Raw genomic sequence first — 19,246 nt, 5'->3', positions numbered from 1 at the left:
TTTGGTGTGCCATGCATGTAAATTAACTAATCGGTGCAAGTCCGTAGTGGAGGTTTGTAGAGCCAACCACCTAGCAGAAGGCAAGGGTGCTTATCGTGAGGTATAACCTGAAGGAAGCCGTATGCAAAACTCTGATCCGAGGTATACGAATCTCATTAGGCGGTATATAACTGGATAAGCTTGCCAAACAAAGTGAAGTCCGAATTCTACACGGAGTTTATACCGTAGATGTGGCGGATAGATGGAGTGAAAGTTAATTTCCTTACCATGGGAGGTCTCACAGATGGATACAGTGTATTTTTTTTCCTGTCCATTCACAAAAAGTTAACTGTGAGAAGTCAGCCGAGGTCATAGTACTGTATCCACTTTACAGGAAGGACTGAATCTTAAATTGTTCATAATACAGACTGTTACCTAATGAAGGGATCAATGCAGAAAATATCGGAAGATAGCTACTTGAGTGAAGGTAGAGCGGAACTCGATAATAACTCAAGAGCGCACACTTTCAATGGGATAACTGAAGCCATTATGAAAACGACCATTACAACAGATAATTTATTAGAACGAGTCCTAGAATCAGATAACCTAAATAAGGCTTATTTACAGGTTTATCGAAATAAAGGGAGTCATGGAGTTGATGAGATGCAGGTGGAATCCTTAAAAGATTATCTCAGATTTCATCGAAAAGTTTTAATAACAGAACTACGAAAAGGTAAGTGTTAACCCGATGGCGAATTATCATTATTTCATGCGGCATATTTGATCGGAGTTTTGAAGAGCAAAGCGTATGAATATGCTAATACGAGGAAAAAGTATTGGCGCATTTCATTTCAAAGAGTCCAATTCTACAAACGACTATAACGAATAAGAATTTGGAGAAGGCAGGCTATATTACGCTAAGTGATTATTATCAGAAAGTAAAGTCGTGATTTAGGGAGTCGCCGTATACGAGACCCGTACGTACGGTGGTGTGGGAGGTGTACTGGAAGATTAAATATCTTCCAGCCATCTACCCGATCGTCTATACTTTTTGTGAATAATGCTATAGATGAACTATGGAAATTATTGTGTATCCATTATGGGAAGAGGAACCTCTTTCCGACATCATTGCCCTTTGGGAACAGAGAAGTTAAGCCCTACCGCGCTGAGGCTACTGCAGAGATGTGGGAGAGTAGGTCGCCGTTGTTTTACAGAGAACCAATTTTTGTTAAAGAGTCGGTTTTTTTGCGTCTATACTTTTTGTGATAACAATGTATATGGACTATATCTTAATGTGTGTCTCCATTATGGCAAGAGGAACCTCTTCCCGACATCATTGCCCTTTGGGAACAGAGAAGTTAAGCCCTACTGCGCTGAGGCTACTGCAGATATGGGTGAGAGTAGGTCGCCGCCGTTTTACAGAGAACCGATTCTTATTAAAGAGTCGGTTTTTTTGTGTCTATACTCTTTGTAATAATAATGTATATGGACTATATCTTAATGTAGTGTCTCCATTATGGCAAGAGGGACCTCTTCCCGACATCATTGCCCTTTGGGAACAGAGAAGTTAAGCCCTACCGCGCTGAGGCTACTGCAGATATGGGCGAGAGTAGGTCGCCGCCATTTTACAGAGAACCGATTCTTGTTAAAAGAGTCGGTTTTATGTCAATATATTCTTATGATAAAAAAACTCTCTATTTCTTTTAATAGAAAAAGTTGTTGATTAATTTACGAAGCCATAACCAACACATAATATTTTGAACACAACAACTAACTATTCGGAATTATATGAGTCTTTTTCACGGCGACTATTTTATTATGCGCAGAAATTTGTTGATAAAGACAGTGCCTATGATATTATTCAAGATGTTTTTGTAACACTTATCGACCAAAATAAGCAATTAGACCCCTCTACTATAAAATCATATTTATTTCTTTCAGTAAAGAATAGGTGTTTGAATCATCTTGAACATAAGAGTGTTCAAGGAAGACATGCTGATCAATTACGCCATGAAATAGAGCTTGAAGAGGTTTCCTTTATGGATAGACAAGAGCAAAGTTTGATAGAACAAAACCTAATTAAAAGGCTAGAACAGAAGGTGCAAGATCTTCCTGGGAAGTGCAAGGAAGTATTACTACTGAAAGAAAAGGAGATGTTAAAGAATAAGGAAATTGCTATTATTTTAGGAATATCAATAAAGACAGTAGAAAAACATCTACATCGAGCAAGACAACTATTAAGAGATGATTTGATGAAGTACAGAGACTTAATTTGTTTATTGATAAAAAAAAATCAATGATAAGGTAGGGTTTTTAGATATATACCTGTATTTCTTATATACTCACCAACAAAATGATGGTATGTCAAGTATTGAAGATATTGTAAGATTATATAGAACTAATGAGATTAATGAAGAAGAACTACGTCAGATACGGAATCGCCTCAAGAGTGATGAGATCTTTCGTTGTGATTTTTTCAGAGAGAAGGATTTCCAGGATACTATGTCTTGTAGCTTTGATACCCAATCATATCATAAGGATGTAAAGGTATTACTTTCCATAAAAAGACATAGAAATAGGTTACGTGTAAGGAAATTCCTCAGATATAGTGCAGCAGCATCAGTTATTTTTATCTTGGGTTTAGTCGCATCAATAATATTGCAAAAGAGCCCTTACGATCAGTCAAAAATATATTATGCAGATAATAAAGATATATTAGAGTGTATTCTTCCTGATTCTACACATGTATGGCTTAATGCAGGAGGAACTTTAGCTTATAAATATAACGATGGAAAAAGGCTTGTTCAGATGAAAGGAGAGGCTTTTTTCAATGTACATAAAGATAAATCCCATCCTTTTTTAGTCTCGAGTGGAGATCAAACTGTTGAAGTTTTAGGAACACAATTCAACGTTAGAGCCTATCCAACGGATAATATCATAGAAACGGTATTAGAGGAAGGAAGTATAAAACTCCATATAAAAGGTCGCTCCATACGGATGAAGCCATCAGAGAAAATTATCTATGATATAGAAGCCAATACTATTAGTTTAGAACCAATCTCTAAAGGTGCCTATAATAAGTGGATGAACGGTATCTACCATTTTGATCGTAGCACTTTGGAAAATATTCTATGTGTAATGGAGTCTTGGTATGATATAGAAATTGATAGAGGAAGTACGAATCTTCCCAATGTGTCTTTTACGGGATCCCTTAATCATGAAAGAGGCCTACAGTCGTTTATAAATATTTTGGAGAATGTACTACCAGTTCATTTTATCCCAATAAAAACTTCTGGAAGAATCGGATATAGGATACAATTAAAAGAAAATCAGAATTGAGTGTTGCTGCAACAACACCCAATTAGATGATAATATATAATACTATCACACTTAATAAAACTCACACAAATTTATGAAAAAAATGTCGAGTCTACGTGAAACATCTGCAAATGTTTATGCGTGGAGTATTCAAAGGAGAAAGAGTAATATTCTTTTCTTCATTTTAATGATCCTATTTACATCCAATCTTCGAGCAAGTGACAATATCATTAAAGTTGCTTTTAGAGATATTCTTGTCGAGGATGCTTTAAAGACGATGGAAAAGACGAGCTCTTTAAACTTCTACTATAATGCCGAAGATGTTTCCAATTTTCATCGGGTGTCATACGAAGGAGAGAGTACAATAAATAATATTTTATCAGAAATTCTTGATGGTACATCACTCGTTTATAAGGTAACAGAGAATGATGTGATGATCATAAAGAGAGCTAGCGATACTTCAAAAGAGCATACGATTAGTGGAGTTGTATATGATGAGAATGGCGAAACGATGGTGGGTGTCACAGTGATGGTCAAAGGCACCAACAATGGGGTTATAACTGATGTAGAAGGTCAATTCAGATTACAAATACGTGATGCTACTGAGGTGATTGTCATTCGCTATATTGGAATGAAGCAACAAGAAATTGTTGTTGGATCAAAGTCCACCTTTAAAGTTGTAATGGAAAGTGATCAGAAACAGATTGAAGAGATTGTCGTTGTAGGATATGGTTCTGCTAAAAAAAGTGATTTAACAGGTTCTGTAAGCTCCTTAAGTCCAAAAGAGGGTGAAGGACTCTCTTTCTCATCTGTTGACGGTATGTTAAAAGGAAAACTATCTGGAGTACAAGTTCAAAGTAATGGTGGTACTCCTGGTGCAGCTGAAAGTGTTATTATCCGAGGAGCAGGATCCCTAAGGGGGGACAATCAACCACTTTATGTTGTTGATAATATACCTCTTGCTTCAGCAGCTCAGAATGAAGGAAATGCGATTGGGAGTTATGATTACCAAACTGTGCAAAATGCTTTAAGTAATATTGATCCAAACGACATCGAAGATATACAAGTACTGAAAGATGCATCCGCAACAGCTATTTATGGATCAAGAGGTGCAAATGGGGTGATTTTGATCACAACAAAAAAGGGAAAAAAAGGAAAAGCGAAAATAAATTTCCAAGCGAGTACAGGTATATCTAATGTCTCAAAAAAAATAGATGTACTTGATTTAAAGTCATACGCAGCATATCAGAATGAATTCTTAGGTACAGAAGATTTTATTGTTCAACCTGATGGAAATGTCCATCGTATTAATATGGCGGGATCATCAATGGGGGTTTATGATCCAAAGGATCCAACCACTTATGCTCTTTATCAGCCACGTAATTGGCAAGATGAACTCTATCAAACAGGAGTATCTCAAAACTATAGTATCAGTGCAAGTGGAGGAATCAAAGGACTTGACTACTTTGTCTCTTTTGGACATAAGGATATCGAAGGTATTGTAAAAGGTTCATCACTTCAGCAGAGTAACATGAGAGTCAACCTTAACTCCAATCTTTCGGAGAAATTATCTATGGCTTTAACAATGAGTGGTAATATCCGTAGAAACACAATGATGCAAAGTGGTGATTTAAACGGTGGGATCACAGGAAGCTCAACTCGTGCAGCAGTGAATCAAAGACCATATTTTACAGAATCTGATGAGTTTGAAAATATCACAGGAAGATCATCCGTAAAAGATTGGATAGACGATTACGATGACCTAAGTAATGAATATGCCATGCAATTAGGTCTGAATATTAAGTACAAATTAGCAAAAGGGTTAAGTTACTCCTTCAGAACTGGTGGGAATTATAGAAGTAAGGAGAGAAGTCGTTGGTTTGGTTTAGGGCTATTCCAGGGGTTCGCAAACAATGGATTGGCTGCAAACTCAAATCTACTATCTACCAATTATACTATTGAGAATTTGATTAATTTCAATAAAAGCTTTACTAACAATTTCCGTATCTCAGGGGTTATAGGAACGTCTCTAGATAAGTACACCTCATTGAACAAGTTAGAGAAAGGTTTGGGATTCGATTCACAGGTGCTTAGAGCGAAAGGAATTCATCTTGCCAATACGGTTGTCGCATTAACTCCATTACAGCGTGACTTCCAATTGCAGTCGTATTTGGGACGAATGAACTTCTATTTCTTTGATGGAAAGTACATCCTTACAACAAATTTCAGAGCTGATGGATCAAGTAAATTTCCAAATCATAGATGGGGATATTTTCCTTCGACCTCTTTTGCATGGAAGCTAAGTGAAGAACGTTTCTTAAAACAAGTAGATGCATTGTATTTATTAAAACTACGTGCAGGGTGGGGACGTACAGGTAACCAAAGTATCGCACCATATTCTACGATTCCAAACTATACAGGAACGAACTTTACCTATTCGGATATCAACGATGGTAAATTAGTTGGGGTAGGTGTTAACAATCTAGCAAATCCAGATATTACTTGGGAAACATCAGAATCAATTAATTTCGGTTTAGACTTCGGACTTTTTGAAAATCGTATATCAGGATCGATTGATGTATATAGTAAATTAACTAAAGAACTTTTAAATCAAAAGCAAGTTCCTACCTCTACAGGTTTTGGTATAATGTTAATAAACCAAGGATCACTGGAGAACCGAGGTCTAGAACTCAACATAAATACTGTGTTAATTGATAAGGCAGTGAAGCTAAGATTCGGAGGTAATTTAACTGTGAACCGAAGTGAGGTAATGGATTTAGGTTTCAATACAGCCCAATTTGGAGCACATCAACTCGAAGCATTTTTAGGAAGCTCTATCGGAAATGGAAACTACTTTGCCATGCCAGCAAATATCTTCGCTGTGGGAAGAGAGCAAGCACTATTTTGGGGGTATAAAACGGATGGTATTATTCAAGAGCAATCCGATATCACAATAGTAAAAGATGGAAAAGAGCAGACCATTGAATACAAGAATTCAGGTAGAGCAGAAGTGGGAGATATCAAGTTTGTTGATGTCAATGGTGATGGCGTCGTTGATGTCAATGACAAGACATTTATTGGCAACCCAAATCCCGATTTCTCTTTTGGTCTTAATGCATCTGTCTCTTTTAAAGGATTCGATCTATCCGTAGCATTAAATGGAACTATTGGTCAAGACATATTGAATTCAGGTCTTTATTTAGAAGAGAGTCCTTCTAGTTCAAGGAACATACGAACGGATGTTTACCAAAATGCATGGAGAGTAGATACTCCATCTTCACTTTATCCTAAAATAGGTTCGTCAGAGATTACTGATATAACAGATCGATATATAGAAGACGGAAGTTTTGTAAGGCTTTCAAATGTCACACTCTCGTATACACTTCCTAAAGGAATTTGTAACAAACTACACACCTCTTCGTTAAAATTTTATGTTACAGGAAATAACCTTGCCATATGGACAGACTATAAAGGATATGATCCTGAGGTAAATAGTTTCTCTTTTGATGGAACGAGACAAGGTGTGGATTGGAACTCATTTCCCAAAGCAACCACTGTAACTTTTGGTTGTAATATTCAATTTTAGATTAAAGATTTAATTCAAGACATATGAAAACAACAATATTATATACCTTAATGATTGGATCGTTTCTTTTTTCCAGTTGTAATAGTTGGTTAGATGAAGATCCCCAATACACTTTAAATGCAAAGACTGTTTTCGAAAGTGAGAAGAGTGCACAAATGGCGCTATATGGATGTTATAGTAGTATGACTACCCTAGGAACATTTGGTAACTATGCCGAAGAGTTATCTGCAGGAACTTCAGGTTTGTTCTATCTGCGAAAGCAAGGCAATTGGATGGAGGAGTTAGGCTCTTTAAACGTATCTCCTACAAATACACTATTAGTGATGCATTGGGATGAACTGTATAGAGCCATAAGTCAATTCAACAACTATTTGGCATTCATTGATAAAGCCAATTTGAGACCAGAGTTCATCTCAAGAACCAAAGGAGAGGTATACTTCTTAAGAGCATTGGCATACTATCAGCTGGTAACCAAATGGGGTGGTGTTCCTTTAAGATTATCTCCAACTAATAAGGAACATATTAATGAACCACGTGCAACAGAACAAGCATGTTATGATGCCATCCTTTCAGATCTTGATAAAGCAATTATAGAGCTAAAACCAGAGAACAGAGATGTAAGTCAAATTGCAGCTTATGCTTTGAAATCGAAGACGCTTTTTATTATGGCGAGTAGAGCACAAAATGACATGACTTTATGGGAAAAAGCGAAGCTAGCTGGTGAGAAAGTAATAACATCTGGTAGATATAAATTAGCAGAAAACTACCAAAAATTATTTGATGGAATGTCGAATAAGGAGACAATTTTCTCTCTTCATTTTATGACATACCAATATAGTAATTACAATAGAACAGGTGCAGTATTTTGTCCTCAAGGTTCAACGAAGAATGGAACTAATTGGTCAAGGATACAGGTGTCAAAAACTGTATTTGATGAGCATAATAAATTATATCCTGGAGATCCCCGTATCGATATTTCCTATTTCCATACGAGCTATGCATACTATAAAAAACAAGAACTATTTAATAGTGCATACGAAGTCTACCCAAGTGTTAATTGGGAAAATAATAAAGACTTTAGACAGTGGCCTAACCTTAAGAAATATTGGGATAAAGACCAAGTTGCAACCTATTCATCTCGAGATATAACCCCGATACGTTATGCTGATATCCTTTTATTGATGGCAGAAGTGGAGAATGAACTTGGGAACAAGACGACAGCTCTTGGCTATGTAAATCAAGTAATGACGAGAGCTCGAAATTCTTCAACATCAGCTTGGGGAGCAATAAATCCAACCAATTGGTCTGAGAGTATGACAAAAGAGGAAATTCGAGATCGACTATTTGTGGAGCGTGAATTTGAACTTCTTGGGGAAGGTGATGATTTTATTGATGCAAGAAGACGAGGAGTAGAGAAATTTAAGTGGATGCTTCTTCGTCATAACAAAAATAAAAACAATCGTCCAGATCAACACCCTGTATGGTCAGATCATGTATATGATCTGAGTAAGGCAGAAAGAAACATGTATTTGCCGATACCTTTAAAGGAGATCAATACCAATGATGCGATAACAGAATCCGACCAAAATAAAGGGTACTAACTAATTGAAGATAAGTCAATCTATGTCCCTATGTGCCAATTGTTGGTGCATAGGATAGGGATCATATTGTCTAAATTTTAAAAACTAAATAGATGAAAACGTTATATACATTACTATTTCTATGTCTCTTTACAACTTATGCTTTTGCACAACCAGGTCCATCAATCCGATTTAAGAAAGTATGGGGTGACAGAATCGATTTTAAGGCTTCTGAAATAAAACTACCTGTTGGACAACAACAGTTCTCTTTCGAATCATGGATATATAGAGATGGTACCTCTGCAAACTGTCGTGTGATTAATATGGGGTATAGTGGAAAAGTTGATGGAAATGGTTTTGCTATCCTTGCGAACCAAAATATGACAAACCTAACTGTAGTCTTAGGTAGCATGAAAGTAAACAGCAGTATTGATGCACTTCCTGCAGATACATGGTCTCATATTGCACTAACATTCGATGGAACTATTGCCGAACCTTCAGAGCGAATATGTCTCTATGTTAATGGAGTCAAAACAAGTTTTGGCTATATGATTATGTCCCAAAATCAACAAGCCAATGTTCCAACTGAATTTCCATCAGTGGGAAACATTTTCTCTTTTGCATTTGGAAGCTTCTGCGGAAATATTGCAGACACTAGAATGTGGAATATTGCACTTAATTCATCAGAGGTAAATGAGTGGTCTGGAAAATACATCGACAACAAACACCCTCAGTTTACCCATCTGATTCATAATTGGAAAACAGATGATAAGACTTCTGGTGTAGTGACAAACCTGTTGGATAGTAGTGGAGATGCCAATGGAACTCCTTCTAGTTCAAATATTTCATTTGTCGAAGGAAAGCGTGAAGCAGCGGCACTTGCTTTTCAAACCAATACACCTATTCATTTTCTAAAGGAGAATGCAATATGGGGTGGGCTAAAGATTTCGTTACCTTATGAGGCACGCGCTTCTGTCCAATCTTTATCATTATCTCTAGAAGGGACTACTGATCTTAGTAAAGTGAAAGACCTTACTGTATGGGCTTCCATTTCGGATAAATTAGATTATCAAACCCCACGAAAAACACTAACGCCTGAAGAGATAATAACTTTAGCCCGAACTCAGAACTTTGTGATGAATCTCCCTGTTTCAAAGAGTGATGTTTCGGCATTTAAACTTTTTCTCTCTTATTCGTTAAAAGCAGATGTCGGTCATTCATTTACTATCGATGCAACCATCAATAAAGTCGGTGTTGCGATAGACGGCTCGATAAAACAAATTACAGTATCCAACGCATCTCCAGAGGGAGCTATCAAGTTAGATTTTACACCGCTGGTCGATCTGAACCTTTCGAAATTCAATGAACACTCTTTTACCAACATCACCTACTATAGATATAATCATCATGCCAATGGTTATCAACAATACATGAACCATACACAACAGAGTCATGTTGCGTTCTTTGGTGTAATGTTTGATGATAATCTTAATATTGTAGATTTTCCTGATGCAAATTCAGCATGGCCTTTTGTTAAAGAGATGAATGAAAATCATAATGCTGGAACCAAAAATCTCCTTTGCCTTTCAGGTCGCATCAATAAAAGTAGTGCTTCAAGAAAGGATTTTTACAATCGCTTTCTTAAGAATCCTAATATGATGAACTATGCTGCAGAGAAGATTGCAGATTATGTCGATAGATTTCACTTAGATGGTGTAAATATCGACTTTGAACTGTTCTATGGAACTGACCTTGCAGAGGATTCAAATTATGGTGCTTTTGTCAGAGCAATTCGATCATCATTAGATAAAAGAGCAAAAGGTTATGAGCTGTCAATATGCTTGCCTGTCTCTGCTTCCGAATTTGATGTATTGAAACTCTCACAAGCTGTAGACTTCATCGTAGTGATGAGCTATGATATAACACAGAGGCACACCTCTCCCTTGAACACAATACAAACACGAGTAAATAATTTCTTTTTATCTCAAGGAGTACCTAAAGACAAATTGGTTATATGCTATCCTCTCTATGGTAATATCTGGAAAATATCTGGACAAGGAGGAGCTACAGAGGGGTCGTCTCCTGTTGGAACAGCACTTGTTAAGAATCTAGATCTTTATGCTGCCGACAACCATATTGTATGGCATGATCCTTACAAAATGAACTATTATGATTATCAAAATAAAGGAGAATGGTATAGAGCTTATATAGATGATGCCAAATCATTTGAATATAAACTGGGATATGTTCGTGATGCAGGATACCAAGGTTTTGGATTCTGGAGCTTTGGACTAGATGGCGAAAAATCGAAGGAAGTACAAGACGTAATTAATAAGGTATACGAACTCAAATCAACATCTAACATCGATATAAAATCGTCTCTTCCGATCACCATTCGTGAAAATACAATACTGTTGCATGAGCCATACAGTACCCTTAGCCTCTATGACATGATGGGACATAAGGTTTTTACATGTTCAATATTGTCTAACCAAGTTACTATTCCATCCAATCTTAATGGAATTTATGTGCTTGTTTGTAAACAAGATCTAAATGAAGTAGCGACCAAAGTATTTATTAAGTAACTTAGGAGGATTCAAGTTGTTATCAGCTTGTTCTTTGTCTATTCTCACACTACCTTTTTCTCTATTCTTTATATTAAAGAGTAAGGCATGAGGTAGTGTGATTTAAACGGAATAAAACTAAACACACATAAATAATGATCAAGAAAATAAGCTTTATGTTGGCAGCCTTAACTGTAGGTACTGTCAGTGCAAAGAAAAATCCGCAACCAAACGTCGTTATCATTTTCGCGGATGATATGGGATATGGAGACCTTAGCTGTTATGGTAATCCGACAATCCCTACTCCGAATCTTGATAAAATGGCCACCAATGGTGCAAAGTTTACTCAATTCTATGTAGGGGCATCTGTCTGTACACCATCAAGAGCAGCTTTGTTAACAGGGTGTTTTCCAAAAAGAGTGGGACTCGAAAAAAATGTCCTTATGCCATGGGATAAGATAGGTTTAAATCCTAAAGAGCAAACTTTACCTAGACAATTAAAAGATGCTGGTTATACCACTGCTTGTGTTGGTAAATGGCACTTAGGTTACCAAAAAGAGTTTATGCCTTGGAACCATGGGTTTGATATGTTTTACGGTTTTCCTTACAGCAATGATATGAGTAAGAGAGAGCAGAAAATACTTAATCCAAAATGGAACTATCCTTATACATTAGCATTTATATCACAAAAAGATACTTTAGAAGTCGATCCAGATCAGCATAATATTACGCGTAAGCTTACAAACAAATCTGTAGACTTCATTAAGAATAATCGTAAGAAACCATTCTTCTTATATTTAGCATACCCAATGCCTCATGTACCAGTTTATGCATCTAAAGAGTACGAAGGCTCGACCAAACGTGGTAAGTATGGTGATGCAGTTGCCGAAGTTGACTGGGGAGTAGGGCAGGTATTAGATGCTTTAAAAAAGTCCAAGCTAGACAAAAATACGATTGTTATCTTCTCTTCGGATAATGGACCGTGGAAAGTATATAAAACAGAAGGAGGGTCGGCAGGTCCATTGCATGGAGCAAAGGGTACCTTATGGGAAGGTGGTCTAAGAGTCCCTACTATTGCGTACTGGCCAAAACATATCAATCCTGGAATTCGTGTCTCCCCAGTGAGAGCGATGGATATACTTCCTTCTATCATGAAATTGTGTAATGCTCCCATGCCAACCAATAAGATTGATGGTGTAGATGTGAGTCACTACATTCTAGATGGCAACCAAAAAGTGGATCAACAACCAATGTTGTATTACGACAAGAAAGGTATTGCAAGAGGTATTCGTGTAGGAGCATATAAATTCTTAGAACTAAAGGGAAAGAAACATCTATTTAATGTAGAAGTAGATATCTCCGAAGATTATAACATTATTAAAAAGCATGCAAAATTGGCGGAAAGGTTAGAGAAGCAAATGCATGATATGGATAACGAGATTGTGAAAGGAAGACGCGCCCCAGCAGAAGTAGATTATGTAATGGCACCTAAACCAGATAATAGAAAGAAATGAGAAAGAGATACGTACCACATTTAGTGTTGATATGTTTGGGGATGATGATCTCTATTGGGGCTACAGCAGTGAACAAGGAGACATCAAGTCGCATTGTGCCACAACCTAATAGTATTACAAGAGGATCAGAAACTGTGATAAAATGGGGAGACCCAATTCGTGTCATTTATGACAAAGAGTTATCGAACGAGAAGAGTTTCTTACAACAAAATTTGTTTGAAGGTTACGAAGAGAACGTAGTATTCGATATTAGAAATACGCGAAAACTTAAGAAACAGCGAAAAGGAAATTACATTGAAATAACTATAGATAAAAGTAATAAATTCTTTAAAGAAGAGGGTGCATATATTCTGGAGGCAAAGGATGAACATGTGTTAATAACAGCAGCCGATGCGAGAGGAATATTTTACGGAATACAGTCATTAAAACAGTTGTCTGAGGACGGTATCATTGAGAGTTGTGTCATAACAGATAGCCCACGTTTCCAATGGAGAGGCATGATGTTAGATGAAGCAAGATTCTTTCAGGGAAAGCGAGAAGTCAAGAAGATATTAGATGAGATGGCATACCTAAAGATGAATCGTTTTCATTGGCACTTGACTGATGATGCAGGGTGGCGTATCGAAATCAAAAAATATCCCAAACTAACCTCTGTTGGTGCTTACCGTAAAGATAGTGAGGCTGTATGGTGGAAGAGTGGAAAGAAATTAGGCCGTGCCCATTCAGGATACTATACACAAGAAGACATAAAAGAAGTGATTGCATATGCCAAAGCACGTCATATCACAATTATTCCTGAGATAGAGATGCCTGGTCATGCTGCTGCAGCCATTGCTGCTTATCCATGGCTTACTGCCAGCAAAAAACAGATCCCTGTCCCTACACGCTTTGGAAAGTTCAAAGAGATATATAATGTCTCAGATCCAAGAGTGATCGAATTTATTCACGATGTATTAGAAGAAGTCTTTAACCTATTTCCATCTAAAGTAGTTCATGTTGGTGGGGATGAAGTGCTTTATGATTCGTGGAATGAGAGTAAAGAGGTCCAAAGATATATGGCAGATCAGAAATTAAAAACACCTTCAGATCTACAAATTTACTTTACCAACAACCTCTCTAAATTCTTTGAGCAGAACAATAGAAACATGATGGGATGGAATGATATCCTTGGAGATGATATTCATGGATGGCAATCTAAAGATAACCTTAACCCGAGTGAAACATTGAGTCAATCGACTATTGTGCATTTCTGGAAAGGCGATCCTAAGTTAATTAAGAAGACATTAGAAAGAGGATATAAGGTGGTGAATGCATATCATATTTTCACCTACTTAGACTATAAACCAACAAAGTTAACTCTACAAAAAATGTTCAACTACGATCCAGTACCCAAAGGGATAAGTGAAGATCTAGCGAAGAACATAATGGGGGTCAGTGGTCAAATGTGGACCGAATGGTGTCCAACAAATTGTGATATCGAGCGACAAATATTCCCACGTTTGGCTGCATTAGCTGAAATCGGATGGACTAACTTAGATCAGAAACACTATCAAAATTTCGTAACACAGATTCCTAGACTAGAGAAAAGGTGGTACAATAAAGAGATTCGTTATGATAGAGAGACAAAGTATTAATTAAAACAACAACAATTACATATTAGAGATTGAACAGTGAGATAGTTCATTGTGGTTAACAATGATCTTGTAAGAGTTTCGCAACTATTCGATTAATACTAAAGTATTAGATGATAGACTCTAGTTTAATGCAAATCCTTACACATAGATTATCTGTTAATTTTAGAAGGGGCTTTTTGGTGGGGCCCCTTCTTTTTTATTTATAATTATGCGTAATACTTCTTTCTTAGAACTTTGGCTACTTTCACCAATAATATGAGTGCCGGAACCTCAATAAGCGGTCCAACAACCCCTGCGAAAGCTTGTCCTGAATTCAATCCAAACACTGCGATAGCCACTGCAATCGCAAGCTCAAAGTTATTCCCTGTTGCAGTAAACGAGATCGAAGCATTCTCTTTATACCCTGCTCCCATCTTACGACTTGCAAAGAAACTAAGTAAGAACATCAGAATAAAGTATATCAACAATGGCACTGCAATACGTACCACATCAAAAGGAATTTGCACTATCAACTCCCCCTTTAGTGAGAACATCACAATGATAGTAAATAGCAGCGCGATCAATGTTAATGGAGAAATATTAGGAATAAAAGTCTCTTTATACCATGTTTCACCTTTCCATTTTACTAGGATAATTCGTGATAAAAGCCCCATTAAGAATGGAATCCCAAGATATATTGCCACACTCTCAGCAATGGTTGATATAGAAATATCCACAATAGCACCTTCGAATCCAAATAGCGGTGGAAGTTTGGTGATGAACAACCAAGCATAAAAACTATACCCAAACACTTGGAAGATACTATTGAGTGCAACCAGCCCCGCACCATATTCGCTACTACCGTCTGCAAGATCATTCCACACCAATACCATAGCAATACATCGTGCCAATCCAATCAGAATTAGCCCTACCATATAGTCAGGCTTATCATGAAGGAATATCATCGCCAAAGCAAACATTAATATAGGTCCAACGATCCAATTCAGCACTAATGATATGGATAGAATTTTGGTGTTCTTAAATACTTTAGGCAATAATTTGTAGTCTACCTTTGCCAAAGGAGGATACATCATCACAATCAAACCTATCGCAATAGGGATGTTTGTAGATCCACTACTCAAACTGTTTATCACTGCAGAAGAAGATGGAAAGATATATCCCAAAGCAACCCCTATAGCCATGGCAAGAAAGATCCATAGGGTAAGATATTGATCGACAAAATTTAGTTTTTTCATAACGTGTACTAATTATTTCTTTTGAATAGAAGAGAAGACATATTTCATCTCTTGTGCTATCTGCATCGAGCGAACATGATACATCTCGGCCTCTTTATCCGTGTCATCGAATGCTTTAGGATCTTCATATCGAACAGCCAAACGAGCTTCCGCATCAGGAATAAAAGGACAATTTTCATCTGCATGACCACAAGTCATAATAGCAGCAAATGGTCGAACACTATTGGCTTTATCATCAAATACCTTAGAGAACATCATCAAAGGAGCTACATGGTCATCGAATCTCACTTCATAAATAGGATTGTCACCATTTGGATCCTTAATAGAAACCTCAAAACCACAATCAACCACTTCTCGAACTGCTCTTTCATTAAATGCTGTCACTTCAACACCTCCTGAATAGCTAACTATTTCAATACCATAGAATGCTGCTGCTGCATATCCCCAAACTTGAGACAACTGGCTTCTTCTAGAGTTATGCGTACATATATAGTTTAATACAGGAACTTTACCATCGTCCACTTTGTTCTGTACATAGTCAATAACTGGTTGCAAAACATCTTTACGATCTTGAGCTATCGTATTGGTATCCATGTTGCTAATAATCTCTTTCCAATTCATAATCTATTGTGATTTACAAGTAATTTTTTGTGTTGATATATTCTTTAGTAAGTCTCCTAGTTCCTCTTCAAACAGTTTCCAATTATCTTTGTTCAGACAGTAGTGAACCGAATGTCCCTCCACTTCACCTTGGATCAGACCAATATGCTTCAACTCTTTAAGATGTTGACTAATAGTAGCCTGAGATAGTCCAAGCTCTTCCACAAGAGATTTGTTGATACACTTCCCCTCACATAGAAGATATTCGATAATAGCAACCCTCGCAGGATGTCCAATTGCCTTTGCATAATTGGCAATCCTATTTTGACGATCACTAAATAAATTCGTTTTGGTTATTCCCATAATCGTGATAATTTAATATTGCAATATTACGATATTAATAGATGCGATTCTTTTACTAGATGTTAACAAACCATGAACTTTGTGAATAACAGATATCATCAACACATAACATAGTGGTTTGAGTATATTCATTTTGCTAAATAATACCCACTGTGATTATACCAACACCGTACCAACACTATACCAACATCGTACTTAGTCCGTACCTAATATATCCCTAATCCGTCCTTAATCCGTCCTTTGTCCATGCTTTAGCCATGGTTCGTCCATGGTTTGTCCATCGATTTCGGGGTTTTTGATGGCTGAACCATGGATCAATGATGGACGAATCATGGACAAAGGACGGATTAAGGACGGATTAAGGACGGATTAAGGACGGATTAAGGACGGATAAGGGATATATTAGGTACGGACTTGGGGCGGATTAGGTGCGATGTTGGTAGCTTGGAGTTCGGGGGGATGTCACTTTGTAGTAGAGGGAAAGAGGTAGTGTAACTTAAACTCTGTCTGGGTTATTTTTCGTAGTGATTTTAAATATACTGTTTTTAAATCCCTGTAAGTGCCTTTTTGAAGGTTCTGGTTGAGGGAGTTGGGGATTTTTTGATGTCAGGAAATTGGTTGAGGATGTGAAAAGGGCTGCTGAGGTTGTGGTGAATTTAAAGTGAGGATGTGGTAGGTTAAGTGGTATGAGTTTTATCGATTAGATATTTTAGAGTGAGGTGAAGCTTTTGGGATATAAATTGTTTAGGCGGAGTGAAGTTTTGTGAATATGTGTTTTTTAAGGGGAGTGAGGGGTGAGAGGATCGTCTTTTCAGTATTGATATTTTAAAATTTTGTAGAAATAAAAAGAAGGGGAAATGGGCCGACTTTTTTTACTTGGTTTTTAGAACTACTGCTAACAGTATAGATCGTCGAATAATTGATGTCTAAGAGATGTTAGCAGTAGTTGGGTTGCAAGTTGTTTTTTGCGTTTTCAGATGGAAAATGTGCTTTGTGTGTCTGTTAGTAGTAGCAGATAAAAAGCGGTTTGTATCCCATCTTCTTTCCAAGATGATCGTATGCATTTTCGGCAAATACGATTGATTTTATTCTTTTTTGTATTGGGACTTGTTGGGTGTTCCAGACCTCTTCAAACTGTAGTTTTGTGATTTTGTTTGGATCGATCTCCCCATTGGAGATCTTCTTCTTGAACTCGGCTACAGGTATCTTTGTCTCTTCGTAGAAATCTTCGATACGTAGTTTGTTGTCGATGATTTGTTTAAAGAGTTGTTGGACAAGCTTGTCACGGTCTAGTTTTTCGATGGCAATTTGTTCCCAATCGTCTTTGGGTTTATTGCTTTGAATGATCACATCGTAATAAACGGAACCGACATCGCTATTTTTTCTTTTGTTTGGTCCTTGGGTAGCAGAAGGGGTGCTATTGCACCCCCACATTGATATTGTAATACAAAAGAATATGATTATTCTATTCACGATCGAAAGTTAAACGTTGTCCTCTGTTCTCTTCGTAGAAGTGCATACCTTCTTTATCTGCTTTGTAGACCAACTCTCCATTTACGAAGGTATGGGTCACTTTAAATGCAAAGCGAGTACCTTCAAACGGACTCCATCCACACTTGTATACCGTGTTTTCGGATGTTGCTTCCCATGGCACTTGATCCACCAATACGATATCGGCTTTGTATCCTTTACGGATATAACCACGTTTCTCTACTTCGAAAAGGTCGGCAGGAGCGTGACACATCTTCTCAACGACTTTCTCAATGGTGGTGTTACCTTTACGCGCCATATCTAGCATGGCTACCAGTGAGTGTTGAAGAAGTGGTCCTCCAGACGGTGCTTTAAAGTAGTTGTTATCTTTCTCTTCAGCAGTGTGAGGAGCATGATCGGTAGCTACGACATCGATTCTATCGTTGTTTAGTGCTTCCCATAATGCAGCTTTGTCAGACGCGGCTTTGATGGCTGGATTCCATTTTATTTTGGTGCCATACTTCTCATAGTCGCTGTCGTCAAACCAAAGGTGGTGAACGCAGACTTCCGATGTAATGTTTTTGTTTTTCAGGTCTCCCGATTGGAAAAGAGACATCTCTTTTTGTGTCGAAAGGTGCAACACATGGAGGCGAGCATTATGTTTTTTTGCAAGCTCAATGGTTTTTACCGTTGATTGGTAACAAGCTTCGGCACTACGAATTTTTGGATGTTCGCTAATCGGTACATTCTCGCCATATTGCTCCTTTGCTTTTGCAATATTTTCTCGAATAATCTGCTCATCTTCACAGTGAGATGTGATGATAACAGGAGACTTAGCAAAAAGAAGATTTAATGCTTCTTCGTTATCTACCAACATGTTTCCCGTAGAAGATCCCATAAATAGCTTAACACCGCAGATATTCTTCTTATCTACTTTCTCTACCTCTTCGATATTCGTATTGGTAGCACCAAGATAAAAAGAGTAGTTTGCTAGCGAGCTATTGGCAGCGATATCATATTTTTCTTCTAATGTTTTGAGATCCGTTGCTTGAGGAATGGTGTTTGGCATCTCCATGAACGAGGTAACTCCACCTGCAACCGCAGCCCTAGAACCGTGGTATATATCTTCTTTGTGGGTGAGTCCAGGTTCACGCAAATGTACCTGATCGTCAATAACACCAGGGATAAGATAGCGATTATCACCATCTAGAACCTCGCATTTATCGATTATGTTCTGTGGGACTTCATTTCTGAAGATTTTCTCTATGGTATCTCCTTTGATGAGTACCGAACATTTCTTATGAATTTTACCTTCGTTTACAATTTTAACGTTGGTAATTAAAGTTGTTTTCATTTTTAGTACGTGGTATTAAAAACAAATAAATTGGTAAATAATTTACTAC

General features: G+C 37.3%; 14 protein-coding genes. 9 read left to right on the top strand and 5 right to left on the bottom strand.

The features are described 5' to 3' along the window. Positions 1-429 precede the first annotated feature (429 nt). The 9 genes from K5X82_09540 to K5X82_09500 all read left to right on the top strand — a co-directional run bounded on the left by K5X82_09540 (position 430) and on the right by K5X82_09500 (position 14,175). Positions 430-723 carry a hypothetical protein gene (locus tag K5X82_09540; protein ID QZT35575.1) on the top strand — a complete coding sequence of 98 codons (294 nt, stop codon included), beginning with the start codon at positions 430-432 and terminating at the stop codon, positions 721-723. Between the two features lie 533 nt (positions 724-1,256). Continuing rightward, positions 1,257-1,550, top strand: a complete 294-nt coding sequence (locus tag K5X82_09535) for a hypothetical protein (protein ID QZT35574.1) — start codon at positions 1,257-1,259, stop codon at positions 1,548-1,550. A 186-nt stretch (positions 1,551-1,736) separates the two neighbouring features. Then, on the top strand, positions 1,737-2,279 hold the full coding sequence (locus K5X82_09530; GenBank protein ID QZT35573.1) for an RNA polymerase sigma-70 factor: 543 nt from the start codon (positions 1,737-1,739) through the stop codon (positions 2,277-2,279). Between the two features lie 61 nt (positions 2,280-2,340). Next, complete coding sequence (locus tag K5X82_09525) at positions 2,341-3,318, top strand: FecR family protein (protein QZT35572.1); 978 nt, start codon at positions 2,341-2,343, stop codon at positions 3,316-3,318. A 73-nt stretch (positions 3,319-3,391) separates the two neighbouring features. Beyond that, positions 3,392-6,883, top strand: a complete 3,492-nt coding sequence (locus K5X82_09520) for a TonB-dependent receptor (protein QZT35571.1) — start codon at positions 3,392-3,394, stop codon at positions 6,881-6,883. A 23-nt stretch (positions 6,884-6,906) separates the two neighbouring features. Further along, the gene (locus K5X82_09515; GenBank protein ID QZT35570.1) at positions 6,907-8,484 is read left to right on the top strand and encodes a RagB/SusD family nutrient uptake outer membrane protein; all 1,578 of its coding nucleotides are present in this window, start codon (positions 6,907-6,909) and stop codon (positions 8,482-8,484) included. 92 nt (positions 8,485-8,576) lie between these two features. Continuing rightward, complete coding sequence (locus K5X82_09510; protein QZT35569.1) at positions 8,577-11,048, top strand: hypothetical protein; 2,472 nt, start codon at positions 8,577-8,579, stop codon at positions 11,046-11,048. Between the two features lie 134 nt (positions 11,049-11,182). Continuing rightward, a complete protein-coding gene (locus K5X82_09505; protein ID QZT35568.1) occupies positions 11,183-12,541 on the top strand; it encodes a sulfatase in 1,359 nt (452 codons plus the stop codon). Then, positions 12,538-14,175: a beta-N-acetylhexosaminidase gene (locus K5X82_09500; GenBank protein QZT35567.1), complete on the top strand. Its 1,638-nt coding sequence runs from the start codon at positions 12,538-12,540 to the stop codon at positions 14,173-14,175. Before K5X82_09505 ends, K5X82_09500 begins: the two co-directional genes overlap by 4 nt. Before the next feature lie 206 nt (positions 14,176-14,381). Here K5X82_09500 and arsB read toward each other — a convergent pair whose 3' ends face one another. The 5 genes from arsB to K5X82_09475 form a co-directional block, all read right to left on the bottom strand. Next, positions 14,382-15,410: an ACR3 family arsenite efflux transporter gene (arsB, locus tag K5X82_09495; protein QZT35566.1), complete on the bottom strand. Its 1,029-nt coding sequence runs from the start codon at positions 15,408-15,410 to the stop codon at positions 14,382-14,384. Positions 15,411-15,422: 12 nt separating this feature from the next. Next, complete coding sequence (locus tag K5X82_09490; protein QZT35565.1) at positions 15,423-16,031, bottom strand: protein-tyrosine-phosphatase; 609 nt, start codon at positions 16,029-16,031, stop codon at positions 15,423-15,425. A 3-nt stretch (positions 16,032-16,034) separates the two neighbouring features. Then, complete coding sequence (locus K5X82_09485) at positions 16,035-16,373, bottom strand: metalloregulator ArsR/SmtB family transcription factor (GenBank protein ID QZT35564.1); 339 nt, start codon at positions 16,371-16,373, stop codon at positions 16,035-16,037. 1,002 nt (positions 16,374-17,375) lie between these two features. Then, entirely contained in the window at positions 17,376-17,846 is a 471-nt protein-coding gene (locus K5X82_09480; protein QZT35563.1) for a hypothetical protein, read from the bottom strand. Next, positions 17,839-19,197: a dihydroorotase gene (locus K5X82_09475; protein ID QZT35562.1), complete on the bottom strand. Its 1,359-nt coding sequence runs from the start codon at positions 19,195-19,197 to the stop codon at positions 17,839-17,841. The genes K5X82_09480 and K5X82_09475 overlap by 8 nt, the downstream gene beginning before the upstream one ends. Positions 19,198-19,246: the final 49 nt, after the last annotated feature.

It is taken from the genome of Prolixibacteraceae bacterium (genome assembly GCA_019856515.1).
Classification (GTDB): domain Bacteria; phylum Bacteroidota; class Bacteroidia; order Bacteroidales; family Prolixibacteraceae; genus Halosquirtibacter; species Halosquirtibacter xylanolyticus.
This window is presented reverse-complemented; position numbering and strand designations above follow the sequence as displayed.